The sequence below is a fragment of the Salinispora mooreana genome (genome assembly GCF_000379065.1).
Classification (GTDB): Bacteria; Actinomycetota; Actinomycetes; order Mycobacteriales; family Micromonosporaceae; genus Micromonospora; species Micromonospora mooreana.
In genome coordinates this window covers 1,307,604-1,333,857 of the sequence record NZ_KB900614.1, presented here as the reverse complement: position 1 = coordinate 1,333,857, position 26,254 = coordinate 1,307,604, and the positions used below count along the sequence as shown (strand labels likewise).

24 protein-coding genes are annotated in these 26,254 nt (G+C 69.5%); all 24 read left to right on the top strand.

Features of this window, described 5'->3' with window-relative positions:
• Nucleotides 1–145 precede the first annotated feature (145 nt).
• Nucleotides 146–1,216, top strand: coding sequence for a 1,2-phenylacetyl-CoA epoxidase subunit PaaA (gene paaA / locus SALPAC6_RS0106360; RefSeq protein ID WP_018252590.1), 1,071 nt, complete (start codon nt 146–148; stop codon nt 1,214–1,216).
• Nucleotides 1,213–1,533 (top strand): 1,2-phenylacetyl-CoA epoxidase subunit PaaB, encoded by a 321-nt coding sequence (gene paaB / locus SALPAC6_RS0106355; RefSeq protein WP_018252589.1) that lies wholly within the window; start codon nt 1,213–1,215, stop codon nt 1,531–1,533. The genes paaA and paaB overlap by 4 nt, the downstream gene beginning before the upstream one ends.
• The gene (paaC, locus tag SALPAC6_RS0106350) at nt 1,530–2,333 is read left to right on the top strand and encodes a 1,2-phenylacetyl-CoA epoxidase subunit PaaC (protein WP_018252588.1); all 804 of its coding nucleotides are present in this window, start codon (nt 1,530–1,532) and stop codon (nt 2,331–2,333) included. The genes paaB and paaC overlap by 4 nt, the downstream gene beginning before the upstream one ends.
• Nucleotides 2,330–2,806 carry a 1,2-phenylacetyl-CoA epoxidase subunit PaaD gene (gene paaD, locus SALPAC6_RS0106345; RefSeq protein ID WP_018252587.1) on the top strand — a complete coding sequence of 159 codons (477 nt, stop codon included), beginning with the start codon at nt 2,330–2,332 and terminating at the stop codon, nt 2,804–2,806. The genes paaC and paaD overlap by 4 nt, the downstream gene beginning before the upstream one ends.
• The gene (gene paaE / locus SALPAC6_RS0106340; protein ID WP_018252586.1) at nt 2,803–3,912 is read left to right on the top strand and encodes a 1,2-phenylacetyl-CoA epoxidase subunit PaaE; all 1,110 of its coding nucleotides are present in this window, start codon (nt 2,803–2,805) and stop codon (nt 3,910–3,912) included. The genes paaD and paaE overlap by 4 nt, the downstream gene beginning before the upstream one ends.
• A 126-nt stretch (nt 3,913–4,038) precedes the next feature.
• Nucleotides 4,039–5,229 carry a cyclic dehypoxanthinyl futalosine synthase gene (gene mqnC, locus SALPAC6_RS0106335; RefSeq protein WP_018252585.1) on the top strand — a complete coding sequence of 397 codons (1,191 nt, stop codon included), beginning with the start codon at nt 4,039–4,041 and terminating at the stop codon, nt 5,227–5,229.
• A gap of 205 nt (nt 5,230–5,434) precedes the next feature.
• Nucleotides 5,435–6,142 carry a demethylmenaquinone methyltransferase gene (locus tag SALPAC6_RS0106330; protein ID WP_018252584.1) on the top strand — a complete coding sequence of 236 codons (708 nt, stop codon included), beginning with the start codon at nt 5,435–5,437 and terminating at the stop codon, nt 6,140–6,142.
• 201 nt (nt 6,143–6,343) lie between these two features.
• Entirely contained in the window at nt 6,344–7,615 is a 1,272-nt protein-coding gene (locus SALPAC6_RS0106325) for a geranylgeranyl reductase family protein (protein ID WP_018252583.1), read from the top strand.
• A 110-nt stretch (nt 7,616–7,725) separates the two neighbouring features.
• The gene (locus SALPAC6_RS0106320; protein ID WP_018252582.1) at nt 7,726–8,091 is read left to right on the top strand and encodes an NADH-quinone oxidoreductase subunit A; all 366 of its coding nucleotides are present in this window, start codon (nt 7,726–7,728) and stop codon (nt 8,089–8,091) included.
• Between the two features lie 14 nt (nt 8,092–8,105).
• Complete coding sequence (locus tag SALPAC6_RS0106315; protein WP_018252581.1) at nt 8,106–8,786, top strand: NuoB/complex I 20 kDa subunit family protein; 681 nt, start codon at nt 8,106–8,108, stop codon at nt 8,784–8,786.
• Between the two features lie 43 nt (nt 8,787–8,829).
• Nucleotides 8,830–9,567 carry an NADH-quinone oxidoreductase subunit C gene (locus SALPAC6_RS0106310; RefSeq protein ID WP_018252580.1) on the top strand — a complete coding sequence of 246 codons (738 nt, stop codon included), beginning with the start codon at nt 8,830–8,832 and terminating at the stop codon, nt 9,565–9,567.
• A gap of 43 nt (nt 9,568–9,610) precedes the next feature.
• On the top strand, nt 9,611–10,936 hold the full coding sequence (locus tag SALPAC6_RS0106305; protein WP_018252579.1) for an NADH-quinone oxidoreductase subunit D: 1,326 nt from the start codon (nt 9,611–9,613) through the stop codon (nt 10,934–10,936).
• Nucleotides 10,937–10,968: 32 nt separating this feature from the next.
• Nucleotides 10,969–11,877, top strand: a complete 909-nt coding sequence (nuoE, locus tag SALPAC6_RS0106300; protein WP_026189363.1) for an NADH-quinone oxidoreductase subunit NuoE — start codon at nt 10,969–10,971, stop codon at nt 11,875–11,877.
• Nucleotides 11,874–13,205: an NADH-quinone oxidoreductase subunit NuoF gene (gene nuoF / locus SALPAC6_RS0106295; protein WP_018252577.1), complete on the top strand. Its 1,332-nt coding sequence runs from the start codon at nt 11,874–11,876 to the stop codon at nt 13,203–13,205. The genes nuoE and nuoF overlap by 4 nt, the downstream gene beginning before the upstream one ends.
• A complete protein-coding gene (locus SALPAC6_RS0106290; protein WP_018252576.1) occupies nt 13,205–15,724 on the top strand; it encodes an NADH-quinone oxidoreductase subunit G in 2,520 nt (839 codons plus the stop codon). The genes nuoF and SALPAC6_RS0106290 overlap by 1 nt, the downstream gene beginning before the upstream one ends.
• A 61-nt stretch (nt 15,725–15,785) precedes the next feature.
• Nucleotides 15,786–17,132 (top strand): NADH-quinone oxidoreductase subunit NuoH, encoded by a 1,347-nt coding sequence (gene nuoH / locus SALPAC6_RS0106285; RefSeq protein WP_018252575.1) that lies wholly within the window; start codon nt 15,786–15,788, stop codon nt 17,130–17,132.
• 1 nt (nt 17,133) lies between these two features.
• On the top strand, nt 17,134–17,769 hold the full coding sequence (gene nuoI, locus SALPAC6_RS0106280) for an NADH-quinone oxidoreductase subunit NuoI (protein WP_012015255.1): 636 nt from the start codon (nt 17,134–17,136) through the stop codon (nt 17,767–17,769).
• Nucleotides 17,766–18,536, top strand: a complete 771-nt coding sequence (locus tag SALPAC6_RS0106275) for an NADH-quinone oxidoreductase subunit J (RefSeq protein ID WP_018252574.1) — start codon at nt 17,766–17,768, stop codon at nt 18,534–18,536. Before nuoI ends, SALPAC6_RS0106275 begins: the two co-directional genes overlap by 4 nt.
• A complete protein-coding gene (gene nuoK, locus SALPAC6_RS0106270) occupies nt 18,533–18,850 on the top strand; it encodes an NADH-quinone oxidoreductase subunit NuoK (protein WP_018252573.1) in 318 nt (105 codons plus the stop codon). The genes SALPAC6_RS0106275 and nuoK overlap by 4 nt, the downstream gene beginning before the upstream one ends.
• Nucleotides 18,851–18,863: 13 nt before the next feature.
• Entirely contained in the window at nt 18,864–20,822 is a 1,959-nt protein-coding gene (nuoL, locus tag SALPAC6_RS0106265; RefSeq protein WP_018252572.1) for an NADH-quinone oxidoreductase subunit L, read from the top strand.
• Nucleotides 20,823–20,904: 82 nt separating this feature from the next.
• The gene (locus SALPAC6_RS0106260) at nt 20,905–22,437 is read left to right on the top strand and encodes an NADH-quinone oxidoreductase subunit M (RefSeq protein WP_018252571.1); all 1,533 of its coding nucleotides are present in this window, start codon (nt 20,905–20,907) and stop codon (nt 22,435–22,437) included.
• Nucleotides 22,434–23,987 (top strand): NADH-quinone oxidoreductase subunit NuoN, encoded by a 1,554-nt coding sequence (nuoN, locus tag SALPAC6_RS0106255; protein ID WP_018252570.1) that lies wholly within the window; start codon nt 22,434–22,436, stop codon nt 23,985–23,987. Before SALPAC6_RS0106260 ends, nuoN begins: the two co-directional genes overlap by 4 nt.
• A gap of 123 nt (nt 23,988–24,110) precedes the next feature.
• A complete protein-coding gene (locus SALPAC6_RS0106250; RefSeq protein WP_018252569.1) occupies nt 24,111–25,196 on the top strand; it encodes a polyprenyl synthetase family protein in 1,086 nt (361 codons plus the stop codon).
• 218 nt (nt 25,197–25,414) lie between these two features.
• The gene (locus SALPAC6_RS0106245) at nt 25,415–26,197 is read left to right on the top strand and encodes an IclR family transcriptional regulator (protein WP_018252568.1); all 783 of its coding nucleotides are present in this window, start codon (nt 25,415–25,417) and stop codon (nt 26,195–26,197) included.
• Nucleotides 26,198–26,254: the final 57 nt, after the last annotated feature.

Here is a 26,254-nt window from a genome sequence, read left to right as displayed (position 1 = left end):
CAGGCGATGCACGCTTTTTACCTTTATCTGGTGATGAATCGTGACTCGCCTCATAGCGGTGTGGCCGTGTCTGGGTGGCCCACCCTTGGCCGGAAAACTGTTACACCCCCTAGAGATTGGGGTGCCGAGCTGTAACACTTGGGGTATGTATGGGAATGACTTTCCCGCCGACGACACGTCCGGCGGCCTGCTCGGCGAGGTCGAGGCGGCCGAGACGGCGTTGCGGGAGGCGGCCGAGCGCGGGCGGCGCGGTGCCGCTGGTGTGAATCCGGCCGCCTACTTCGCCGAGGTCATCGCCGCTGACCAGAAGGTCGAGCCGCGGGACTGGATGCCGGAGGCGTACCGTGCGACCCTGATCCGACAGATCGCCCAGCATGCCCACTCCGAGATCATCGGGATGCAGCCGGAGGGCAACTGGATCACTCGCGCCCCCTCCCTCAGGCGCAAGGCGATCCTGCTCGCCAAGGTGCAGGACGAGGCCGGCCACGGCCTCTACCTCTACGCCGCCGCGGAGACCCTCGGGGTCAGCCGGGACGAGCTGGTCGACCTGCTGCTGGCGGGCCGGCAGAAGTACAGTTCGATCTTCAACTACCCGACTCTCAGCTGGGCCGACATGGGCACGATCGGATGGCTGGTGGACGGCGCGGCGATCGTCAACCAGGTGCCCCTGTGCCGCTGCTCGTACGGACCGTACGCGCGGGCGATGATCCGGATCTGCAAGGAGGAGTCGTTCCACCAACGGCAGGGGTACGAGATCCTCCACACCCTCGCCCACGGCACCCCGGCCCAGCGGGAGATGGCTCAGGATTCGGTGAACCGCTGGTGGTACCCGTCGCTGGCGATGTTCGGCCCGCCGGACACCGACTCCACCCACTCCGCCCAGTCGATGGACTGGAAGATCAAGCGCTTCTCCAACGACGAGCTGCGCCAGCGGTTCGTGGACATGTGCGTGGGTCAGGCCGAGGTGCTCGGCCTCGCTCTCCCCGACCCGGCGCTGTGCTGGAACGAAGAACGCGGTGCCTACGACTTCACCCAGCCCGACTACGGGGAGCTGATGCAGGTGATCAAGGGAGCGGGTCCGTGTAACCGGCAGCGGATGGAGCACCGCCGTCGGGCGCACCGGGAGGGTGCCTGGGTCCGAGCCGCCGCCGCCGCGTACGCGGCCAAGCAGGCGAACCAGAAGGAGCAGGCGAACCAGAAGGAGAAGGCGGCGTGAGCACACACAGCGAGCCGACCGGTCAGTCGGGTGGGGCTCCGCCGGCGCCGCTCTGGGAGGTCTTCGTCCGGGCCCGGCGTGGGCTGGCACATACCCACGTTGGCAGCCTGCACGCAGCCGACGCCGAGCTGGCCCTGCGCAACGCCCGGGACCTCTACACCCGGCGACAGGAGGGGGTGTCGATCTGGGTGCTGCCGACCGCGGCCATCACCGCGTCGAGCCCGGACGAGAAGGACGCCTTCTTCGACCCGGCGGCGGACAAGGTCTATCGGCACCCGACCTTCTACGAGGTGCCGGAGGGGGCTGCTCACCTGTGACCGCGCATGCCGAACAGACCACGCCATTGGCCGTGCAGGCCACGCCGCCGACGAGGCAGGCCGCGCCGGGGACTGTCACCAACCGCGTCGGCTTCGTCCTGGGCCTCGCCGACGACGCGCTCGTCGCGGCCCAGCGGCTGGCCCAGTGGTGCACCCATGGGCCGGAGATGGAAGAGGACATCGCCCTGTCCAACATCGCCCTCGACCAGCTCGGGGCGGCACGTCTGCTGCTGACCTACGCGGGTGAGATGGAGGGGGCCGGGCGGGACGAGGACGCGTTGGCCTACCAGCGCGACGACCGGGAGTTCCGCAACTGCCTCCTGGTCGAGCTCCCCAACGGTGACTTCGCGGTGACCATGGCGAAGCTGCTCTTCCTGGCGGCGTACCAGGTGCCGCTCTACACCGCGTTGGCCGGTTGCGGTGACGAGCGGCTGGCCGCGATCGGGGCGAAGGCGCGCAAGGAGTCGGCCTATCACCTGGATCACGCCTCGTTGTGGGTGCGGCGGCTCGGCGACGGCACCGACGAGTCGCACCGCCGGATGCAGGCGGCGGTTGACGAGGTCTGGCCGTACACACACGAACTCCTCGCCCCGGACCCGACCGCGCCGGTCGACCCGGCCACCCTGCGCGTCGACTTCGACTCCGCCGTCTCCGGCGTGCTCGCCGAGGCCACGTTGACGGTGCCCGAGACCTCCTGGACGCCGGACGGCGGCCGGAACGGCGTGCACACCGAGCACCTGTCGTACCTGCTCGCCGAGCTACAGGTGCTGCACCGCGCTCATCCCGGAGCGTCCTGGTGACGACCGCCCGGGCTGCGGTGGCCGCGGTGGTGGACCCCGAGATCCGGGTGATCACCATCGAAGAGCTCGGCATCCTGCGGTCGGTTGAGGAGGAGCCGGACACCGGTCGGGTGGTGGTCACCATCACCCCCACCTACACCGGTTGCCCGGCGATGGAGGTGATCCGGGCCGACATCCGTCGGGCGCTCGCTGCCGCCGGCCACCCTCAGGCCGAGGTCCGTACCGTCTACACGCCGCCCTGGAGCACCGACTGGATCACCGAGGCGGGACGGGCCAAACTTGCCCGTGCCGGCATCGCCCCACCCGGTCCGGTCCGCCCCACCGGCCCGGTGCCGTTGACCCTGACGGTCCGTTGCCCGTGGTGCGGGTCCCCGGAGACCGAGCAGATCAGCCACTTCGGTTCGACCGCGTGTAAGGCTTTACGACGCTGCCGCTCCTGTACCGAACCATTCGACCACCTGAAGGCACTGTGACTGTCACGATCACCCGGCCGACCCGTCGTCGGCCGGTCTTCCACCCGCTGCCCGTGGCCACCGTCGACCGGCTCACCGCCGACGCGGTGGCGGTCACCTTCGCCGTACCGGACGAGCTGCGCGCGACCTTCGCGTTCGCCCCTGGCCAGCACCTGACCGTGCGCCGGACGACGGAGCAGGGCGCGGAGGTGCGGCGCTCGTACTCAATCTGTTCGACGCCCCAGGACCTGGCCGAGCGGGGCTTGCTGCGGATCGGGGTCCGGGAGATCCCCGGCGGCGCCTTCTCCGCGTACGCCTGTGGGGCGCTACGTGGCGGTGACACCGTCGAGGTGCTGCCGCCGCTCGGCCACTTCACCACCGCGCTGCGCCCGGACCGGGTGCGCGCCTACGCGGCGGTGGCCGCCGGCTCCGGTATCACCCCGGTGCTCTCCCTGGTGACCACGGCCCTGGCCGTCGAACCCGCCAGCACCTTCACCCTGGTGTACGGCAACCGCTCGGCGAGCACCGTCATGTTCGCCGAGGAGCTCGCCGATCTGAAGGACCGATACCCGACCCGGCTGCACCTGGTCCATGTGCTCTCCCGCGAGCGGGGCGAGTCCCCCCTACTCTCCGGCCGCATCGACGCCGAGCGGCTGGGCCGGCTGCTGGAGACGATCGTGCCGGGCGAGGCGATCGAGGAGTGGTTCCTCTGCGGCCCGTATGGGCTGGTGACGGAGGCCCAGCGCGTTCTGACCGCCCGGGGCGTCCCGGAGGCCGCGGTGCACGCCGAGCTCTTCCACGTGGATGCGCCCCCGGAGCCGGTCCGCCGCCCCGAGCATCAGTCGGAGGCGGGCACCGAGGTGACGATCGTCCTCGACGGGCGTTCGTCGACGGTGACCATGGGCCGGGCAGATCGGGTGCTGGACGCGGCGCTGCGGGTTCGCGCGGAGCTACCGTACGCGTGTAAGGGGGGCGTCTGCTCGACCTGCCGGGCGAAGGTCGTGGCCGGCGAGGTGACGATGGCCCGTAACTACGCGCTGGAGCCGGACGAGCTGGCAGCGGGGTACGTCCTGACCTGCCAGTCCAGCCCGACCACCGATCGGCTCACGGTTGACTACGATGCCTGAGTCCGTCGGACGGGGCCGGCCGCAAAACGGTCGGCCACCGGGCGGCGGCGGGTTGACGGCCGGAGAGCTCACACCGCCGGTGGCCGCTCGTCACCGGTTGGGTCGGGGCGACGTAGGCTCGGGAGCGTGACGGTGAGCCGGGAGATCAACGACATCCTGCAACGCGGCGCGGACGGCGGGCGGATCACGCCTGCGGAGGCCCTGCTGCTCTACACCGAAGCGCCCTTGCACGCGCTGGGCGAGGCGGCCGACGCGGTACGGCGGCGGTGGTACCCGGACAACATCGTCACGTACCTGATCGACCGCAACATCAACTACACGAACGTCTGCGTGACGGCGTGCCGGTTCTGCGCCTTCTATCGCGCGCCCAAGCACCGGGAGGGCTGGACCCACCCGACGGAGGAGATCCTGCGCCGCTGCGGCGAGGCCGTCGAGCTGGGCGCCACCCAGGTGATGCTGCAGGGTGGGCATCATCCCGACTACGGGGTGGAGTACTACGAGGAGCTCTTCTCCTCGGTGAAGCGGGCCTACCCGCAGCTCGCCATCCACTCGATCGGCCCGAGCGAGATCCTGCACATGGCGAAGGTTTCCGGCGTGGGCCTGACCGAGGCCATCACCCGGATCAAGGCGGCCGGCCTGGACTCGATCGCGGGCGCCGGCGCCGAGATGCTGCCGGCCCGGCCGCGGAAGGCGATCGCGCCGCTGAAGGAGTCCGGTGAGCGCTGGCTCGAGGTGATGGAGCTTGCCCACCAGCAGGGCGTTGAGTCGACCGCGACGATGATGATGGGCACCGGGGAGACCGCCACCGAGCGGATCGAGCACCTCCGGATGATCCGCGACGTGCAGGACCGGACGCGGGGCTTCCGGGCGTTCATCCCGTGGACCTACCAGCCGGAGAACAACCACCTCAAGGGCCGGACCCAGGCCACCACCCTGGAGTACCTGCGGCTGGTGGCGGTGTCCCGGCTCTTCTTCGAGACCGTGCCGCACCTCCAGGCGTCGTGGCTCACCACCGGCAAGGATGTCGGCCAGCTTGCGCTGCACATGGGGGTTGACGATCTGGGCTCGATCATGCTGGAGGAGAACGTCATCTCCTCGGCCGGTGCGCGGCACCGTTCGAACCTGCACGACCTGATCGGGATGATCCGGTCGGCGGACCGGATCCCCGCCCAGCGGGACACCCACTACCGGCGACTCGCCGTGCACCGCACTCCCGCCGAGGACCCGCGGGATGACCGGGTGGTGTCGCACTTCTCGTCGATCGCCCTGCCGGGCGGCGGCGCCGGGAAGACGCTGCCACTGGTGGACGCCGGCTGAGGTAGCCGGCTGGCACCGCGCTGCTGCTGCTCTCGCGACGGCGGAAGGTCGTCCTGGTGAACCCGGAATCGGAGCGGGACACCGACTGACCGCCGGTGCACCACGAGGGCGGGCAGACGACCACCCCGCCCTCGTGGTGCGCGGCGCGGATGGCCTGGTAGGGGGCCCTCCCGGCGGGAGATGCGACGGCTGGCACAGTGGGGGGGTGAGTACGTCGCAGGGCCAGCGCGCCAGCCTGGACAAACAGCCGCACGAGGTCGCCACGATGTTCGACGGCGTGGCCGCCCGCTATGACCTGGCCAACACCGTGCTGTCCTTCGGGCAGGACCGGTCCTGGCGGCGGGCGACCCGGGCCGCGCTGGACCTGCGGCCCGGCGAGCGGGTGTTGGACGTGGGTGCCGGCACCGGTGTCTCGACCGGGGAGCTCGCCCGCTCGGGGGCGTACGCGGTCGGCGCCGACCTCTCCCTGGGCATGGTGGCCGCGGGCCGGCGGACCCGCCCCGAGGTGCCCCTGTTGGCCGGGGACGCGCTGCGGTTGCCCTTCGCCGATGCCAGCTTCGACGCGGCGACCATCTCCTTCGCGCTGCGCAACGTGCAGGACACGGACGCGGCGCTGCGCGAGCTGGCCCGGGTCACGAAGCCCGGTGGCCGGCTGGTGGTCTGCGAGTTCAGCACCCCGGTCAGCCCCGTCTTCCGCACGATCTACCTGTCGTATCTGATGCGGTCGCTGCCGGCGGTGGCGCGGTCGGTGGCGAGCAGCCCGGACGCGTACGTCTACCTGGCGGAGTCGATCCGCGCGTGGCCGGATCAGGCGGCGCTGGCGGAGCAGATCGGGTCGGCGGGCTGGCAGCGGGTGGCCTGGCGCAATCTGACCGGCGGTATCGTCGCGCTGCACCGTGCCCTCCGGCCGTGACGGCGGCGTCCGTGCCTCGGGCCGGCCGCGTAAACGGTGAATCGTGCCGAAGCGGCCGGCTACGTCGGCCCTGCCGCCGCGCAGCGGCGACTTTCGCGTAAGTTAGGTTCCCCTAATATGCAGCCGTCACCTGGTCGGTCATAGACTCCGTACCGTCTGGCTTGTGAACGTTTTCACGAGCGTGCGGGAGGGGAGGTGCGGATGACCACGGAGAACGACGCCGAGGTGATCGTCGTCGGCGCGGGCCCAGGTGGTTCGGCAACCGCGTACCACCTGGCCCAGCACGGCGTCCGAGTGTTGCTGCTGGAGAAGACCGAGTTCCCGCGGGAGAAGGTCTGCGGCGACGGGTTGACCCCGCGCGCCGTGCGCCAGCTGGTGCGGATGGGCGTGGACACCTCGACCGAGGCGGGCTGGGTACGCAACCGTGGCCTGCGGGTCGTCGGCGGTGGCCTCCGACTCGAACTGGACTGGCCCGACCTGGCCAGCTTCCCCAACTACGGCCTGGTGCGTCCCCGGCTGGACTTCGACGAACTGCTCGCCCAGCGTGCCGTCGCCGCCGGTGCCGAGCTGCGGACCGCGGTTGACGTCACCGCCCCGATATTCGACCGTGCCGGCCGGGTGGTCGGGGTTGAGGCGGCGGTCGGCCCGGAGCGGGAACCGGCCACCTTCCGGGCGCCCCTCGTGGTCGCCGCGGACGGCGTCTCCGGCCGTTTCCCGCTCGCCCTCGGGCTGGCCAAGCGGGATGACCGACCGCTCGGCGTGGCGGTCCGGCGGTACTACCGCTGCCCGGCCAAGCACGACGACAACTACCTCGAGTCCTGGCTGGAGCTACGCCGCAAGGGCAGCGAGGCGCTCCTGCCCGGCTACGGCTGGATCTTCGGGCTGGGTGACGGCCGAGTGAATGTCGGGCTCGGTGTGTTGAACTCCTCCTCCGCCTTCGGTAAGACGAACTACCGGCGGCTGCTCACCGACTGGCTCGCCAACACCCCCGAGGAGTGGGGGATCGCCGACGAGGCCAACGCCGAGGGGTCGATCCTGGGCGCGGCGCTGCCGATGGGCTTCAACCGGGTGCCCCACTACTCGCGCGGAACGCTGCTCGTCGGTGACTCCGGCGGCATGGTCAACCCGTTCAACGGCGAGGGCATCGCGTACGCGATGGAGTCGGGGGAGCTGGCCGCGGAGGTCGCGGTGCAGGCGCTTGCCCGTTCGGCCGGCGTCGAGCGGGAGCGCGCGTTGATGGCGTACCCGGCGGAGCTGAAGGCCCGGTTCGGCGGCTACTACCGGCTCGGGGGGGTCTTCGTGAAGTTGATCGGTCGCCCCGAGATCATGCGGGCTGCCACGAAGTACGGCCTGCCGCACCCGATGTTGATGCGCTTTGTGCTCAAGTTGTTGGCCAACCTGACCGACCCGCGCGACGGGGACGCGATGGACCGGGTCATCAACGCGATGACGAAGGCGGCGCCAGCCGTGTGACGCGATCTGGATCGCGGTGTGTGTGACCCCGCCGGCAATCGCCGATCGGGATGTGAATAGTGTGATATTTGTCCAGCATCGAGGGCAGGGAAGGACGAGCAGGAGAAACGATGTCACTCTCGCCTTACATACCGATCGTCGGGTTGTTCGCCCTCGCCGCGGCGTTCGCGCTGTTCTCCGTGGCAGCCGCCCGTCTCGCCGGCCCACGCCGTTACAACCGGGCCAAGCTCGAGGCGTACGAATGTGGAATCGAGCCGAGCCCGCAGCCAGTCGGCGGTGGCCGGTTTCCGATTAAGTTCTACCTGACGGCGATGCTCTTTATCGTCTTCGACATCGAGATCATCTTCCTCTTCCCCTGGGCTGTCTCGTTCGATGCCCTGCCGATCTTCGGCCTCGTGGAGATGGTCCTGTTCATCGTCGCGGTCCTCGTCGCGTACGCCTACGTGTGGCGTCGCGGCGGCCTGGACTGGGACTGAGGAAGGAACCGCAGATGGGTATCGAGGAGAAGCTCCCCGCCGGTGTCCTGCTCACCTCGGTGGAGAAGTTTGTCAACTGGTCACGTAAGTCATCGGTCTGGGGGGCCACCTTCGGCCTCGCCTGCTGCGCCATCGAGATGATGGCGGCCGGCGGCCCCCACTACGACATGGGCCGTTGGGGCATGGAGGTCTTCCGGGCCTCACCCCGGCAGGCGGACCTGATGATCGTTGCCGGGCGGGTGAGCCAGAAGATGGCCCCGGTGCTCCGGCAGATCTACGACCAGATGGCCGAGCCCCGCTGGGTGCTGTCGATGGGCGTCTGCGCCAGCAGCGGGGGCATGTTCAACAACTATGCGATCGTCCAGGGCGTTGACCACGTCGTGCCGGTGGACATGTACCTGCCCGGCTGCCCGCCCCGGCCGGAGATGCTCATCGACGCGATCCTCAAGCTCCGCGAGAAGATCATGCATGAGCCCCTCGGTCCGAACGGCCGCAAGATGCTGGAGGCCCGCAAGGCGCGCGGTGACGTGCCGATCGTGCCCTACGGGTCGATGCCGTCGTCGTACCGCAGCGACAAGGCCCGCCGCGCCGAGTGGACGAAGGCTGTTCGCGAGGGCCGCGAGGAGCAGCTGCGGATTGAGAACTGGATGAAGGCCCAGCCCCACCTGCAGCAGTACGAGGGGTTGAAGAAGTGACTGAGCTTGCGAGCCCCGCGGTCGTGAACGGAGGGCCGGTGACATGAGCGCACCCCAGAACAGGACGGACGACGGCGGCGTGCCGGTACCGGTGACCCCGGCCGGGGCCACCGGCGGCGCTCCGGCTGAGCTGCCCCCGTCGAGCCCCGCCGGGCGTGGGATGTTCGGCGACCAGGGCACCGGCGATGTCTCCGGCTACGGCGGGCTGGTCCGTCCGCAACGGTCGATCGAGGCGGCCACGCGGCCGTACGGCGGCTACTTCGACGAGGTCGCCGACGCGCTGGAGGAGGCGTACCCGGCCTTCGGCGAGGCGATCGAAAAGGTCGTGGTCGACCGGGGTGAGCTGACCCTGCACATCCGCTCGGAGCGGATCGCCGAGGTCTGCCAGGTGATGCGGGACGACCTCTCGCTCCGGTTCGAGCTCTGCTCGTCGGTATCCGCGGTGGACTACCTCGGTGCCGACACCCGCCGGCTGCACGTGGTCTACCAGCTCACCTCGATGACCTACCGGCGTCAGGTTCGGCTGGAGGCGGCGGTCTCCGCCGAGGAACCACACCTGCCCAGCGTGACCAGCATCTACCCCACCGCCGACTGGCAGGAGCGGGAGGCGTACGACATGTTCGGCGTCATCTTCGACGGCCACCCCGGCCTGACCCGGATCCTCATGCCGGACGACTGGGAGGGCCACCCGCAGCGCAAGGACTATCCGCTGGGTGGTGTGCCGGTCGAGTACAAGGGCGCCGAGATCCCGCCGCCGGACCGCCGGAGGTCGTACCAGTGAGTGAGCTTGCGAGCCCGGCGTTTGCGAACGGAGGGGAAGTAGAGTGAGCGCGTCCAACTACGCCACCGAGCGGGAGACCGCCGAGGGCAAGGTCTTTACCGTCACCGGCGGGGACTGGGATGTCGTCCTCTCCGGCACTGACCCGATCAACGACGAGCGGATCGTCGTCAACATGGGTCCGCAGCACCCGTCCACGCACGGGGTGCTCCGGCTGGTCCTGGAGCTGGAGGGTGAGACGGTCCGTGAGCTCCGCTCGGTCGTCGGCTACCTGCACACCGGCATCGAGAAGAACATGGAGTTCCGGAACTGGGTCCAGGGCTCGGCCTTTGTGACCCGGATGGACTATCTCGCCCCGCTGTTCAACGAGACGGCGTACGCGCTGGCGGTGGAGAAGCTGCTCGGCATCGAGGAGCAGATCACCGAGCGGGCGACCACTATCCGGGTCCTGATGATGGAGCTCAACCGGATCTCCTCGCACCTGGTCTGGGTGGCCACCACGGCCATGGAGCTGGGCGCGATCAACATGATGCTCTACGGCTTCCGGGAGCGGGAGTACGTCCTGGAGATCTTCGAGCTGATCACCGGGCTGCGGATGAACCACGCCTACGTCCGCCCGGGTGGGGTGGCGCAGGACGTGCCGGACGAGGCGATCGCCAAGATCCGTGACTTCTTGAAGCTGATGCCGAAGAAGCTCGCGGAGTACGAGAAGATGCTCTCCGGTCAGCCGATCTGGCTGGAGCGGACGCAGAACGTCGGGGTGCTCGACGCGACCGGCTGCCTTGCGATGGGCGTGACCGGCCCGGTGCTGCGCTCGGCCGGCCTCGCCTGGGACCTGCGCAAGACGATGCCGTACTGCGGCTACGAGACGTACGAGTTCGACGTGCCGACCCACACCGACGGTGACGTCTGGGGCCGGTATCTGGTCCGGCTGGCCGAGATTCGGGAGTCGTTGAAGCTCGTCGAGCAGGCGGTGGACCGCCTCCGGCCGGGCCCGGTGATGGTGGCGGATCGGAAGATCGCCTGGCCGGCGCAGCTCGCCATCGGGGTCGACGGCATGGGTAACTCGCTGGAGCACGTGGCGAAGATCATGGGGCAGTCGATGGAGTCGCTGATCCATCACTTCAAGCTCGTCACCGAGGGCTTCCGGGTCCCACCCGGCCAGGTGTACGTGGGTATTGAGGCGCCCCGGGGTGAGCTGGGGGTGCACGCGGTCTCCGACGGGGGGACCCGGCCGTACCGGGTGCACTACCGGGAGCCGAGCTTCGTCAACCTCCAGGCCCTGCCGGCGATGGCCGAGGGCGGCCTGATCGCCGACGTGATTGCCGGTGGCGCCTCGTTGGACCCGGTGATGGGTGGGTGTGACCGGTGAGTGACGCAGTCGCGAACGGAAAGAAGGCACCGATGACCGTGTTTTCCGAGGAGACCCGGGCGCGGGCCCGGGAGATCATCGCTCGGTATCCGGCCGATCGGTCCCGCTCGGCGTTGCTGCCGCTGCTGCACCTGGTGCAGTCGGAGGAGGGGTATGTCTCTCCGGCCGGCATCGCGTTCTGCGCCGAGGTGCTGGGGCTGAACAAGGCCCAGGTCGGTGCGGTCGCCTCGTTCTACACAATGTACAAGCGTCGGCCGACCGGTGACTGGCTGGTCAGCGTCTGCACCAACACGATGTGCAACGTGCTGGGCGGCCAGGAGGTGTACGACGCCCTGGTCGAGCACCTCGGTGTCGGGCACGAGGAGACCACGGCCGACGGCACGATCACCCTGGAGCACGCCGAGTGCCTGGCGGCGTGCGACTACGGACCGGTGATGACGGTCAACTACGACTTCTTCGACAACGTGGACCCGCAGACGGCGGTCGGCGTGGTGGACGAGCTGCGGGCCGGCAACCGGCCGACGCCGAGTCGCGGGGCTCGGCTCTGCCGGCTGAAGGAGATGTCGGTGCAGCTTGCCGGCTTCGCTGACGAGCGCGAGGGCGCGGTCGCCGACGGGGGCCCCGGCGAGCCGACCGTGCGCGGGCTGCGGCTGGCGCAGGAACACGGCATCGCGGTCACCGGGTTCGACCCGAACACGCCGATCCGCAGCAAGGCCGAGGCCGAGCAGGCAGCCGCCGAGGCGAGGGCGAAGGCCGAGGCCGCCAAGCCCGCCGCCGCTTCGGCTGGCGCGGCCAAGGAGAGCCGGCCGGCCGGTTTTGCCACACCCGCCAGCGACGCCAAGCCCGCGGGGGACGAGGCGCCGGTGAAGGAGCGCTCGTTGAAGGACGCAGCGGCGGGCATGGGAGATGCGGCCGGGAACGAAAGGGGCGTAGACCAGTGACCACTCCTCGGCCCGAGACGCTGGCCAAGCTCACGCCGGTGCTCACCAAGCGCTGGCTGTCGCCGGACGCCTGGCAGATCGGCACCTATGAGCGGCTGGACGGGTACGCCGCGCTGCGCAAGGCGTTGGGTGCCCACCCGGACGACCTGATCCAGTTGGTCAAGGACTCTGGACTGCGTGGTCGGGGTGGCGCGGGCTTCCCGACCGGTCTCAAGTGGGGGTTCATCCCGCAGGAGCCGGACGGCAAGGCCCCGACCCGACCGCACTACCTGGTGGTCAACGCGGACGAGGGCGAGCCGGGCACCTGCAAGGACCTGCCGCTGATGACGCACGACCCGCACTCCCTGATCGAGGGTGTGATCATCGCGTCGTATGCGATCCGGGCCAACCGTGCCTACATCTACATCCGCGGCGAGGCGGTGCACGCCGCCCGCCGGCTGCGCCACGCGGTGCAGGAGGCGTACGCCCGGAACTACCTCGGGAAGAACATCCTCGGCAGCGGCTTCGACCTGGAACTGGTGGTGCACTCGGGGGCCGGGGCGTACATCTGCGGTGAGGAGACCGCGCTCCTGGACTCGCTGGAGGGTTTCCGCGGTCAGCCCCGGCTCCGCCCGCCGTTCCCGGCGACCCACGGTCTGTACGCCAGCCCGACGGTGGTGAACAACGTCGGCACCATCGCCTCGGTTCCGTATCTCGTGTTGGGGGGCGCCGCCTGGTGGCGGAGCATGGGCACGGAGAAGTCCTCCGGGCCGATGATCTACTCGCTCTCCGGCCGGGTGGTGAACCCGGGCCAGTACGAGTGCTCGATGGGTGTCACGCTCCGCGAGCTGATCGAGCTGGCCGGCGGTATGCAGCCGGGGCACTCGCTGCGGTTCTGGACGCCGGGCGGCTCGTCAACGCCGCTGCTGACCGCCGACCACCTGGACGTGCCGCTGGACTTCGAGGGAGTGGCGGCGGCGGGGTCGATTCTCGGTACCACGGCGACGCAGATCTTCTCCGACCAGGACTGCCCGGTCTACGCGACGTACCGGTGGCTGGAGTTCTACCACCACGAGTCGTGCGGCAAGTGCACCCCGTGCCGGGAGGGCAACTACTGGATGGTCCGCGTCTACCGCCGGATCCTGGCCGGCCAGGGCACCCAGGAGGACCTGGACACGCTCCTGGACACCTGCGACAACATTCTCGGCCGCTCGTTCTGCGGCCTCGGTGACGGTGCCACCAGCCCGGTGACCTCCTCGCTGAAGTACTTCAAGCAGGACTACCTCGACTATGTCGAGGGCCGGACCGCACCGAAGCTTTCCGACAAGCAGCTGGTGGGGGCCCACTGATGACGGACGTAGCCAAGCAGACCGAGATGGTCACGCTCACCATCGACGGCATTGAGGTCACCGCGCCCAAGGGGGAGCTGGTGATCCGGGTGGCCGAGCAGATGGGCGTCGAGATCCCTCGGTTCTGCGACCATCCGCTGCTGGCCCCGGTGGGGGCCTGCCGGCAGTGCCTAGTCGAGGTGGAGGGGCAGCGCAAGCCGGTCGCCTCCTGCACCCAGACCGTCGCTGACGGCATGGTGGTGAAGACGCAGCTCTCCTCTCCAGTTGCCAAGAAGGCGCAGGAAGGGATGATGGAGCTGCTGCTCGTCAATCACCCGCTCGACTGCCCGATGTGCGACAAGGGCGGCGAGTGCCCGCTGCAAAACCAGGCGATGTCGACTGGCCGTACCGACTCCCGGTTCCACGAGCACAAGCGCGAGTACGAGAAGCCGCTGGAGATCAGCACGCAGGTGCTGCTCGACCGCGAGCGGTGCGTGCTCTGCCAGCGGTGCACCCGGTTCTCCGAGGAGATCGCCGGCGACAAGTTCATCGACCTGATGAACCGCTCCTCGGCAGAGGAGATCAACATCTACCGGGACGAGGCGTACGGCGACTCGGAGAGCGAGGACGGTGACGTTCCGTTCAACTCGTACTTCTCGGGTAACACCGTCCAGATCTGCCCGGTGGGGGCGCTGACCGGCGCGCAGTACCGCTTCCGCGCCCGCCCGTTCGATCTGGTCTCCAGCCCCAGCATCTGCGAGCACTGCTCGGCCGGCTGCGCCCAGCGCACCGATTGGCGGCGGGGCAAGGTGCTGCGGCGGCTGGCCGGCGACGACCCGGCGGTCAACGAGGAGTGGAACTGTGACAAGGGGCGCTGGGGCTTCCAGTACGCCCGCGCCACTGACCGACTGACCACGCCGCTGGTCCGGGATGAGCGCACCGGCGAGCTACGCGAGGCCTCCTGGAGCGAGGCGTTGACGGTCGCCGCCGACGGGCTGCGGGCCGCCCGCGACAGTGGGTCGGGTACGGCGGTGCTCACCGGCGGTCGGCTGACCGTCGAGGACGCCTACTCGTACGCGAAGTTCGCCCGGATCGCGCTGCAGACCAACGACCTCGACTTCCGGGCTCGGCCGGTCTCCCGCGAGGAGACCGACTTCCTGGCCAGTTCGGTCGCCGGAGCCACCGATGTCAGCTATGCCGACATCGAGCAGGCGCCCGCGGTGGTGCTGGTCGGCCTGGAGCCGGAGGAGGAGTGCCCAATCCTCTTCCTGCGGCTGCGTAAGGCGCACCTGAAGAAGAACCTGACGGTCTACGCCATCGCGCCGTTCGCCACCCGTGGCCTGGAGAAGCTCGGGGCCAAGCTGGCCCGGGTGGTGCCGGGCGAGGAGGCGAGTGTGCTCGCCGAGCACGCGACGGTCGCCGAGGCGCTCAGCCAGCCGGGGGCGGTTCTGCTTGTCGGTGAGCGGCTGGGTGCGACCCCGGGTGGGCTCTCCGCCGCGGCGGAGGTGGCCCGGCGTACCGGTGCCAAGCTGGCCTGGGTGCCACGGCGTGCCGGTGACCGGGGCGCGGTGGACGCGGGCTGCCTGCCGAACCTGCTCCCCGGTGGCCGCCTGGTCACCGAGCCCGCCGCCCGCGCCGAGCTGGGCGAGGCGTGGGACGTGCCCGCCGGGACCATCCCGAGCCAGGCGGGCCGGGACACGGACGCCATCCTCGCCGCGGCGAGCGCCGGCCAGCTCGGCGCGCTGGTCGTCGCCGGCGTCGACCCCGCGGACCTGGCCGACCCCCGACTGGCCGAGCAGGCGCTGGACACGGTGCCCTTCCTGGTCAGCCTCGAGCTGCGCACCAGCGCGGTGGCGCGGCGGGCGAATGTGGTCCTTCCGGTCGCCCCGGTGCTGGAGAAGGCGGGTAGCTTCCTGGACTGGGAGGGGCGGCTGCGTCCCTTCGAGGCGGTGCTGAACACCGCCGCGATGACCGACGGCCGGGTGCTGGATGCGCTCGCCGCGCAGCTTGACGTGCGGCTCGGCACCGCTGACGTGCCGGCCATCCGCCGTGAGCTGGGCGAGCTGCCGAACACCCGGCTCGCGAAGCCGGCTCCGCCGACGGTGGCCCCGGCGGCCGTGCCGCAGCCGGGTGCGGGCGAGGCGGTGCTGGCCACCTGGCACCAGCTGATCGACCTGGGCACGCTGACCGACGGGGACGAGCACCTCGGCGGCACGGCCCGCCCGGCGGTGGTCCGGCTGGCCCGGAGCACCGCGGAGTCGATCGGTGTCGCCGACGGGGACGCGGTGACCGTCGGCACCGAACGAGGCGGCGTGACCCTGCCGGTGGTGGTGACCGAGATGCCGGACGGCGTGGTCTGGCTGCCCACCAACTCGCCCGGCTCGACCCTTCGCCGCAGCCTCGGCGTCGCGGCCGGCGCGGTCGTGCGGATCTCCGCCGGCACGACCGGCTCGACCGTTCCCCCGCAGTCCGACGCACCGGTCGCCGCGGACGCGACCGGCCGCCCGGGCCCGCTCCTCAACTCCGGTGGTGTCCAGTGAGGGTGGGGAGAGCACGAGTGGGGCGAGTCGGCCCCGCAGTCGCGACCGAAAGGTGGGCACAGTGACCTTCCTCGCCCAGGAACCGACGCTGGCCGATTTTGGCCGGGACCCCTGGTGGCTGGTCCTGATCAAGATTGTCTTCGCGTTTGCGTTCGGTCTGCTGGCCACGCTGCTCGGCGTCTGGTTCGAGCGGCGGGTCGTCGGCCGGATGGCGGTCCGGCCGGGTCCCAACCAGCTCGGCCCGTTCGGCCTGCTCCAAACGCTCGCGGACGGCATGAAGATGGCCTTCAAGGAGGACATCCTGCCGCGCTCCGCGGACAAGGTCGTCTACTTCTTCGCGCCGGTCATCTCCGTGGTCTGTGCGGTCACCGCGCTGTCGGTGATGCCCTTCGGCCCGATGGTCAGCATCTTCGGGCACCAGACGCCGTTGCAGGTCACCGACGTCTCGGTGGCGGTGCTGCTGGTGCTGGCCTGCTCGTCCATGGCGGTCTACGGCGTGGTGCTGGCGGGCTGGGCCTCCGGGTCGACCTACCCGCTCCTGGGCGGCCTGCGCTCCAGCGCACAGCTGATCTCGTATGAGATCGCGCTGGGCCTCTCCATCGTGGCGGTCTTCATGCTCTCGGGCACGATGTCGACCAGCGGGATCGTCGCGGCCCAGGGAGAGCGCCCCCAGCTTGAGTTCTTCGGCTTCGATGTCTCGGCGCCCGGCTGGTACGCGATCCTGCTCTTCCCGAGCTTCGTCATCTTCTTCATCGCCATCGTCGGTGAGACCAACCGGGCCCCGTTCGACCTGCCCGAGGCGGAGTCCGAGCTGGTCGCCGGCTTCATGACGGAGTACAGCTCGCTGAAGTTCGCGCTGATCATGCTCTCCGAGTACGTCGCCATGGTGACCATGTCGGCGTTCACGGTGACGCTCTTCCTCGGTGGCTGGCGCGCGCCCTGGCCGATCACCGCCTTCTGGGATGGGGCGAACTCTGGCTGGTGGCCGATGCTGTGGTTCTTCGGCAAGGTCCTCCTCCTGGTCTTTGTCTTCGTCTGGCTGCGGGGCACCCTGCCCCGGCTCCGCTACGACCAGTTCATGCGCCTCGGCTGGAAGGTCCTGCTCCCGCTCAACCTGGTCTGGATCCTGGTGCTGGCGGGCTGGCTGAAGACCCAGGGCTGGGAGCAGGCGGACCGGCTGATTCTCTACGGGGCCGTCGCCGGTGTGGTGCTGATCCTCACCCTGCTCTGGCCGAGCCGTTCGCCGGCGCCGAAGCCGACGCTGGCCGAGGAGATCAACAATCGGCCGCCGGGTAGCTTCCCGCTGCCGCCACTGGACCTTCAGGTACCACTGAGCCCGCGGACCCAGCGCATCGTCGCCGAGCGGGAGCCGGCCAACCTCGCCGACACGGACTCCAGGGAGGTGTGACATGGGCGCGATCACCGGAACGTTCAAGGGCTTCGGGGTCACCTTCTCGCACATGTTCAAGAAGGTGGTCACCACCGACTACCCGTTCAAGCCGCCGGTCGCGGCGCCGCGCTATCACGGGCGGCACATCCTCAACCGGCACCCGGACGGCCTGGAGAAGTGCATCGGCTGTGAGCTGTGTGCCTGGGCCTGCCCGGCGGACGCGATCTACGTGGAGGGTGGCGACAACACCGAGGAGGAGCGCTTCTCCCCGGGCGAGCGGTACGCCAGCGTCTACCAGATCAACTACGCCCGGTGCATCTTCTGCGGACTCTGCATCGAGGCGTGCCCGACCCGCTCGTTGACCATGAGCAACGAGTACGAGCTGGCCCGGGACAACCGCCAGGATCTGATCTTCACCAAGGAGCAGCTCCTGGCGCCGCTGCTGTCCGGTATGGAGCAGCCGCCGCATCCGATGCGGTTGGGTGACAGCGAGAAGGACTACTACGTCGGCGCGTTGGAGAACCCGGGCACCTCGGCCGGGGCGGAGCGCTCGCCGATGGGCCCCGGCCGTTACCGGATCAGCGAGCACCCCGGTGTGCAGTTCCCCGGCGCCGACCAGGCCGCAGAACGGGCGGACAAGGGAGACGGAGCATGACCACGCAGACGGTGCTCGCCGCGGCGGGTTCGGTACCCGGAGGTGAGGCAGTCACCTTCTGGATCCTCGCCCCGCTGGCGCTGATCGGCGCGATCGGCATGGTCGCCGCCCGCAACGCGGTGCACTCGGCGCTGATGCTGGTCATGACGATGCTCTGCCTGGGCGTCTTCTACGTGATCCAGGCCGGGCCGTTCATCGGCGTGGTGCAGATCATCGTCTACACCGGCGCGATCATGATGTTGTTCCTCTTCGTGCTGATGCTGGTGGGCCGCGGCGCCTCGGACTCGGTGATCGAGACGTTGCGCGGCCAGCGGGTCGCGGCGCTCGTGCTCGGCGTCGGGTTCGCCGGCCTCGTCGGCACCGGCCTGCACCGGGCGCTGGCCGACAGCACCGCTGTCGGGCTCACCGCGGCCAACGCCGAGGGCAACGTGCAGGGCATCGCCCGGCTGCTGTTCACCAAGTACGTCCTCGCCTTCGAGCTGACCTCGGCGCTGCTGATCACGGCGGCGGTCGGTGCGATGGTGCTGGCGCACATCGAGCGGCGCCGGGAGGACCGGATGGACCAGGCCGCCACCATGAAGGCGCGGTTCCGCCCCGGTAACTACCCCGGCCCGAAGCCGGGCCCCGGCGTCTTCGCCACCTCCTCGTCGGTCGCCACGCCGGCCCGCCTGCCCGACGGGCGGCTGGCCGAGCAGAGCACCCCGGAGATCCTGCCGGTTCGCGAGCTGACCGCCGAGGACACGACGTTGAAGGGGACCGAAAAGTGAGCGAGTTCTTCTCGGTCGAGCCGAACTACTACCTGGTCCTCGCCGCGGTGCTGTTCACCATCGGTGCCGCCGGGGTACTCATCCGGCGGAACGCGATCGTGCTGTTCATGTGTGTTGAGCTGATGCTCAACGCGGCCAATCTGACCCTGGTCACCTTCAGTCGGATCAACGGTGACCTCAACGGGCAGATCATGGCGTTCTTCGTGATGGTGGTGGCCGCGGCCGAGGTCGTGGTCGGACTCGCGATCATCATGGCGATCTACCGGACCCGACGCTCGGCGAGCGTCGACGACGCCAACCTGCTGAAGTACTGAGGGGCCTGCGGTGATGGAGATTCTGGCGAAAGCCCCCGTCGAGCCGGTGGGCGCCGTCACGTACGCGACCGCCGAGGGGTTGCTCGGCAGCGTCTGGCTGCTGGTGGCGATCCCGCTGGTCAGCGCGGCGATCCTGCTGCTGCTGGGCCGGCGGGCGGACCGGTGGGGGCACTGGCTGGGTGTCGCGTCGGTCGGTGTCGCGTTCCTGCTTGGCCTGACCTACTTCTTCCAGCTCCGCGGTCTGGAGAACCGGTCCGTCGAGCTGAGCCTCTGGGATTTCATCGCGGTCGGTGACCTGCGGGTGGACTTCGGTCTGCTCTTCGACCCGCTGGCGGCGGTCTTCGTACTGCTGATCACCGGGGTGGGCTTCCTGATCCACCTGTACGCGGTGGAGTACATGTCCCACGACCCGGGGCGTCGGCGGTTCTTCGCGTACTTCAACCTGTTCGTCGCCGCCATGCTCCTGCTGGTGCTCGGCAACAACTACGTGATGCTCTTCTTCGGCTGGGAGGGCGTCGGGCTGGCGTCGTACCTGCTGATCTCCTTCTGGTACGTGCGGCCCGCCGCCGCCACCGCCGGTAAGAAGGCGTTCCTGATGAACCGGGTCGGCGACGCCGGCCTGCTGATCGGCATCTTCATCATGTTCGCCACCCTGGGCACCACGCAGTACGACGAGGTCTTCACCGGCGTCGGCTCCCTGACCGCCACCACGGTCCTGCTGCTCGGCCTGCTCCTGCTGCTCGGTGCGGCCGGAAAGTCGGGTCAGTTTCCGCTGCAGGCGTGGCTCCCGGACGCGATGGAGGGCCCGACCCCGGTCTCGGCGCTGATCCACGCGGCCACCATGGTCACCGCGGGTGTGTACCTGATCGCCCGCTCCAACCCGATCTTCTCGGCGAACTCGACGCTGCAACTGGTCGTGGTGAGCGTCGGCGCGCTGACGCTGCTGCTCGGCGCCGTCATCGGGATGGCCAAGGACGACATCAAGCGGGTGCTCGCCTGGTCAACGGTGAGCCAGATCGGTTACATGTTCCTCGGCGTCGGCCTCGGTGGCGCGGCGTACGCGCTGGCCATCGTGCACCTGCTGGCGCACGGCTTCTTCAAGGCCAACATGTTCCTGGGCGCCGGCTCGGTGATGCACGGGATGAAGGACCAGGTCGACATCCGGCGCTTCGGCGGGCTGGCGAAGTACATGAAGATCACCTGGCTGACCTTCATGGCCGGCTGGCTGGCGATCATCGGCCTGCCACCCTTCTCCGGCTTCTTCTCCAAGGAACCGATCATCGTGGCCGCGTTCGAGCGGGACGACTGGACGGCCTGGCTGTTCGGCCTGGCGGCCCTGCTCGGCGCCGGCCTGACCGCGTTCTACATGACCCGGCTGTTCGTGCTCACCTTCCACGGCCCGGCTCGGTGGACTGAGGAGATCGACCACCCGCACGAGTCGCCGAAGCTGATGACGATCCCGCTGATCCTGCTGGCGGTCGGCTCGATCGGCGCCGGTGCCCTGATGGTCGGGCCGGTCCCCGAGTGGCTGGAGGCGACCGCCGGGCTGGGTGGTGGCTCGGAGGCCGCCCACGAGACGGTGCTCTCGCACCTCGCCATCACGATCCTGTCGATCGGGGTAACCGTGATCGGCGCCGGGCTCGCCTGGTTCCTGTTCCGGCGTGGCACGGCCACCGAGCCGCAGCCGGCGGGAGTGCTGGTCACCGCCGCCCGGAAGAACCTCTACACCGACGCCGTCAACGAGACGGTGTTCGAGAAGCCGGGCATCTTCCTCACCCGGGCGCTGGTCTACCTGGACAACCGGGGCATCGACGGGCTGGTCAACGCCCTCGCCGCCGGGGTCGGCGGTGGCTCGGGTCGGCTCCGGCGGCTGCAGACCGGCTTCGTCCGGTCGTACGCCACCTCGATCCTCGCCGGTGCCCTGCTGGTGGTGGCGGCCTTCCTGGCCGTCGAGGCGGGGTGGCTGATGTGATCGACCTCAGGAGGCGGTCGGGGAACCCCGCAGTGGCCGCCGTCGGCGGACCGCACAGTGACGACGGAGGTAAGGCCGCGTAATGTCCGACTTCCCGTTTCTTTCGGTGCTCACCGTGGCGCCGCTGGTCGGCGCCCTGGTGGTCGCCGTCCTGCCCCGCCGCCGGCCGGAGCTGGCCAAACAGGTGGCGCTCGGCTGGTCGCTGCTGGTGTTGGCGCTCTCGGTGGTCATGTGGGTGACCTGGCAGACCGGTGGTGACCGGTTCCAGTTCCGCGAGTCCTATCCGTGGATTCCGAACTGGGGCGTCAACTTCACCTTCGCCGCCGACGGCATCGCGCTGGTCATGCTGATGTTGATCGCGTTGCTGGTGCCGCTGGTGATTCTGGCGTCCTGGCACGACGCCGAGTCGTCCAGGCGGTCGGTGCCAGTCTACTTCGCACTGTTGCTGGTGCTCGAGTGCACGATGATCGGTGTCTTCGCCGCCGCCGACGTCTTCCTCTTCTACGTGTTCTTCGAGGTCATGCTCGTGCCGATGTACTTCCTCATCGGCAGTTACGGCGGCCACCAGCGGCAGTACGCCGCCGTGAAGTTCTTCCTCTACTCGCTGGTCGGCGGCTTGTTCATGCTCGCCGCGGTGATCGGCCTCTGGGTGGTCGGCGGAAAGACCTTCGACTGGGTGGCGCTGTCGGAGGTGGACATCTCCACCGGTGCCGAGCGCTGGCTCTTCCTCGGCTTCTTCATCGCCTTCGCCATCAAGGCACCGTTCTTCCCGTTCCACACCTGGCTGCCGGACGCCGGTGGTGCGGCCCCCGCCGGTGCCGCCGCGCTGCTGGTCGGTGTGCTCGACAAGGTCGGGACATTCGGCCTGCTGCGCTACTGCCTTCCGCTGTTCCCGGACGCGGCCAAGTGGTTCGCGCCGTGGGCGCTGGCGCTGGGCGTGATCGGCATCATCTACGCGGCGCTCCTCGCGATCGGTCAGAACGACCTGAAGCGGCTGGTGTCGTACACCTCGATCGCACACTTCGGCTTCATCGGGGTCGGCATCTTCGCGTTCACCAGCCAGGCGGCCACCGGCGCGGTGCTCTACATGGTCAACCACGGGCTCGCCACCGGTCTGCTCTTCCTGGTGGTCGGGATGTTGGTCGCCCGCCGGGGCTCCGCGCTGATCAGCGACTTCGGCGGCGCCGGGAAGCTGGTTCCGCTGTTGGCCGGGGTGCTCTTCTTCGCTGGTCTCGCCTCGCTGGCGCTGCCCGGCACCGCCCCGTTCATCTCCGAGTTCCTGGTGCTGATCGGCACCTTCTCGGTGAACAAGCCGGTGGCGGTGATCGCCACGCTCGGGATCATCCTGGCCGCCGCGTACGTGCTGTGGATGGTGCAGCGCACCACCCAGGGCACGCTCAACCCGGCGCTGACCGAGGTCGAGGGGATGAAGCGTGACCTGAACCTGCGGGAGAAGGTCGTCGTGGCCCCGCTGGTCGCGCTGATCGTGCTGCTCGGCTTCTACCCGAAGCCGGTCACGGATGTCATCAACCCTGCTGTCGAGGCGACCATGCAGGATATCGGCAAGACTGACCCGGCCCCGTCGGCCGGAACTCCACAGGAGGCGAGCCGGTGAGCGAGCTGAAGCTTCCACCGATCGACTATGCGGCGCTCGCGCCGACGCTCATCTTGTTGGGCGCCGCTCTGGTCGGTGTCCTGGTCGAGGCGTTCGTGCCGCGCCGCCGGCGGCACGTGGTGCAGCTCGCGGTGGCACTGCTGGCGGTGCTCGGTGCGCTGACCATGGTGGTGTTGAACGCCAATGATCGTCTGATCACCATCGGTGGGGCGATCGCCATCGACGGGCCGGCGCTCTTCCTACAGGGCGCGATCCTGGTGTTGGCCGCGATGGCCTTGCTGCTGATCGGCGAGCGCACGGTCGAGCGCGGCGGGGCGTTCGTGGCTCAGGCCGCGGTGACCGCCGAGTCGGTGGACGACCGTCGGCAGGCCGAAGGGGCCCCGGGTGCGACCGAGGTGTACCCGCTGACCAGCTTCGCGGTCGGTGGCATGCTGATCTTCGTGGCGGCGAACGACCTGCTGACCATGTTCATCGCGCTCGAGGTCCTCTCCCTGCCGCTCTACCTGCTCTGCGCCCTGGCTCGCCGGCGGCGGCTGCTGAGCCAGGAAGCGGCGATGAAGTACTTCCTGCTCGGCGCGTACGCCTCGGCGTTCTTCCTCTTCGGCGTCGCGCTGGTGTACGGCTTCACCGCCGGTGTCCCCGGCCGGTCGGCGGGGGTTGACTTCGCGACCATCCACGCGGCGGTCGCGGAGAGCCCGTCCAGCCCGGTGTTGCTCTTCGGCGGTATGGCGCTGATCGCCATCGGCCTGCTGTTCAAGGCCGGCGCCGCGCCGTTCCACGTCTGGACGCCGGACGTCTACCAGGGGGCACCCACCCCGATTACCGGCTTCATGGCCGCCTGCACGAAGGTCGCCGCGTTCGGCGCCCTGCTGCGGGTCTTCCACGTTGCCTTCGAGGGAGCCCGCTGGGACTTCACCCCGGTCCTCGGCACGGTGGCGGTGCTGACCATGCTCGTCGGCGCGGTGCTGGCGGTCACCCAGACCGACATCAAGCGGCTGCTCGCGTACTCCTCGATCGCCAACGCGGGCTACCTGTTGGTCGGGGTGCTCGCGCCGACCAGCGACGGGGTCTCTGGGACGATGTTCTACCTGGTGGCCTACGGCTTCTCGGTGTTGGCCGCCTTCGCCGTGGTCACCCTGGTCCGGGACGCGGACGGCGAGGCCACCCACCTGTCTCGCTGGGCGGGTCTGGGCCAGCGCTCGCCCTTCTACGCGGGGCTGTTCACCTTTATCCTGCTCGCCTTCGCCGGTATCCCACTGACCAGCGGCTTCACGAGCAAGTTCGCGGTCTTCAGCGCGGCGTTCGACGGCGGTCAGGGCTGGTTGGTGATCGCCGGTGTGCTGACCAGCATGGTGCTCGCCTTCCCGTACCTGCGGGTGGTGGTGCTGATGTGGCTCTCCGAGCCCGGCGAGTCCACTCCCGCCGTGGTCATGCCGGGTTGGCTGACCTCGGCCGCGCTGACCATCGGTGTGGTCGCCACCCTGGTGCTCGGCGTGTTTCCGCAGCCGCTGCTCGATCTCGCCGCGGGAGCCGCAGAGTTCGTGCGGTGACGCCGTTGGTCCGGGGCCGGCACGTGACCTCCGTGCCGGCCCCGGGGCTGTTCTCGGAGGTCACGGACGTATTCGAGAGCCCTTCGGTCATCCCCGCCCCGGGGCTGGCGGTACTGGTGTGGCATGGTGGGAGACGTGGTGAATCCGGCTGACAAGCTTTCGGGTGCCACCGGCCTGGGCAGTCGTTCCGGCCGGGGCGACGCGGGTCAGGTGGGTGCCGTCGGGCTGCACCCGATCGACGCGGGGCTCCCGGACTCGGCGCTTCAGGTGCTGGCGGGGGTCGAGGCTGCGCTGCGGGCCGATGTCGTCAGCGCCGACCCGTTCGTCACCGAGGCCGCCCGACATCTCCTTGAGGCCGGTGGCAAGCGGTTCCGCCCGCTGTTGGTGGCGCTCGGCGCCCAGTTCGGGGATCCGACTCGGGAGCAGGTGGTGCCGGCGGCCGTGGTGGTGGAGCTCACCCACCTGGCCACGCTCTACCACGACGATGTCATGGACGAGGCGCCGGTGCGTCGGGGCGCGCCGAGCGCCAACTCGCGGTGGACGAACTCGGTGGCCATTCTGGTCGGTGACTATCTCTTCGCCCGCGCCGCGGATATCTCGGCCGACCTGGGCACCGAAGCTGTCCGACTGCAGGCGCGGACCTTCGCCCGGTTGGTGCACGGTCAGATCGCGGAGACCGTGGGGCCGCGTCCTGGTGTGGACCCGGTGGTGCACCACCTGCACGTGATCGCCGAGAAGACCGGCTCGTTGATCGCTACCGCGGCGCGGTTCGGTGGGATGTTCAGTGGGGCCAGCCCGACGCACACCGAGGCGCTGGCTCGTTACGGTGAGACCATCGGGGTCGCCTTCCAGCTCTCGGACGACCTGTTGGACATCTCCAGCGAGGCGGAGCGCTCCGGCAAGACGCCCGGGACCGACCTCCGCGAGGGCATCCCCACCCTGCCGGTGCTCTATGCCCTCGCCTCGGAGGACGCTGACGCCTCGTCGGTGCGGCTCCGCGAAGTCCTGGCGGTCGGCCCGCTGACCGATGACGACCTGCATGCCGAGGCACTTGGACTGCTCCGGGAGAGCCCGGCGTTGAAGCGGGCCCGGGAGACGGTCCGGAGCCACGCCGAGGAGGCGCGCGCGCAGCTTGCGCCGCTGCCGCCGGGCCCGGCCCGGCAGGCGCTCGAAGCTCTCTGCGACCAGATCGCGGACCGGACCGGCTGACGGAGCTCTCCGCGCCCACCGGCTCGGCTGTCCCCCTGAGCCGGCATCACCACGATGTCGGGCGGTATCCGGGCACCCTTCGCAGCTCTTCCATCTCAGCCGAAAGTGATCGTCTCGTCACTGGCAGTGGATGATGATCTGGTGTTCTCTACCCGAACAGGCGTTTCCTACCGGTCCTGAACTTCATATGGTGTAAGTCCCCGGCTGCGGAGGTGGTTGTGCGCGACCCCTTGGCGGAGCCTTCGGACCTCATCCGAAGCGTGTCCCGTGCGCTACGAGTGCTCGAATCAGTCGGTCGTGCCCCGAAAGGGCTGACCGTCAAACAGATCGCGCGACGGTGCGACCTGACCGTGGCGACCACCTATCATCTCGTCCGCACCCTGGCATACGAGGGCTACGTGATCCGGCGTGAGGACGGCACGTACATCGTGGGTCTGGAGATAGCCGATCGCTACCGTGAGCTGGTCAGCGCCTTCCGCGGACCGCCGGCGGTCGGGGAGTCCCTGCGGCGGGCCGTCCTTGACACCGGCTACAGCCACTTCCTGGGCCGGTTCGTCGGCGGCCAGATCGCCATCACGGCCGCCACCGAAGGTCCACGCTCTCCCTACCTGGAGGACCTGGTTCCCGGCTTCGACGAGGGGGCACACGCCACCGCACTCGGCAAGGCGCTGCTCGCGACGCTCACGACCGAACAGCGGCTGCGCTATCTGCGAGAAAACGGCATGCGCCCGTTCACCACCGGGACCCTGACCACCATCGAGGCGTTCGAGGCCGACCTCGCGGCCGGAGAGCGGCGGGGGATGCAGCTTGAGCTGGGGCAGTATCGGCCGGGGGTGGCCTGCGCCGCGGTGTTGGTCAGCGCTGACAAGGACATGGAGCGCCGGGTGGCGCTCGCCTGCGCCCTGCCGGCCAACGAGATGATGACCTCCGCCCGGGTCGTTCGGGCGAAGCTGCTCACCACTGCCCGGGGCATCGCCGACTGCCTCGTCCACGACACCTGACCGGATACGGGCGGCGGGCCGGCCGCGGCAGGATGCGGGCCCTCACCCACGCTGGGT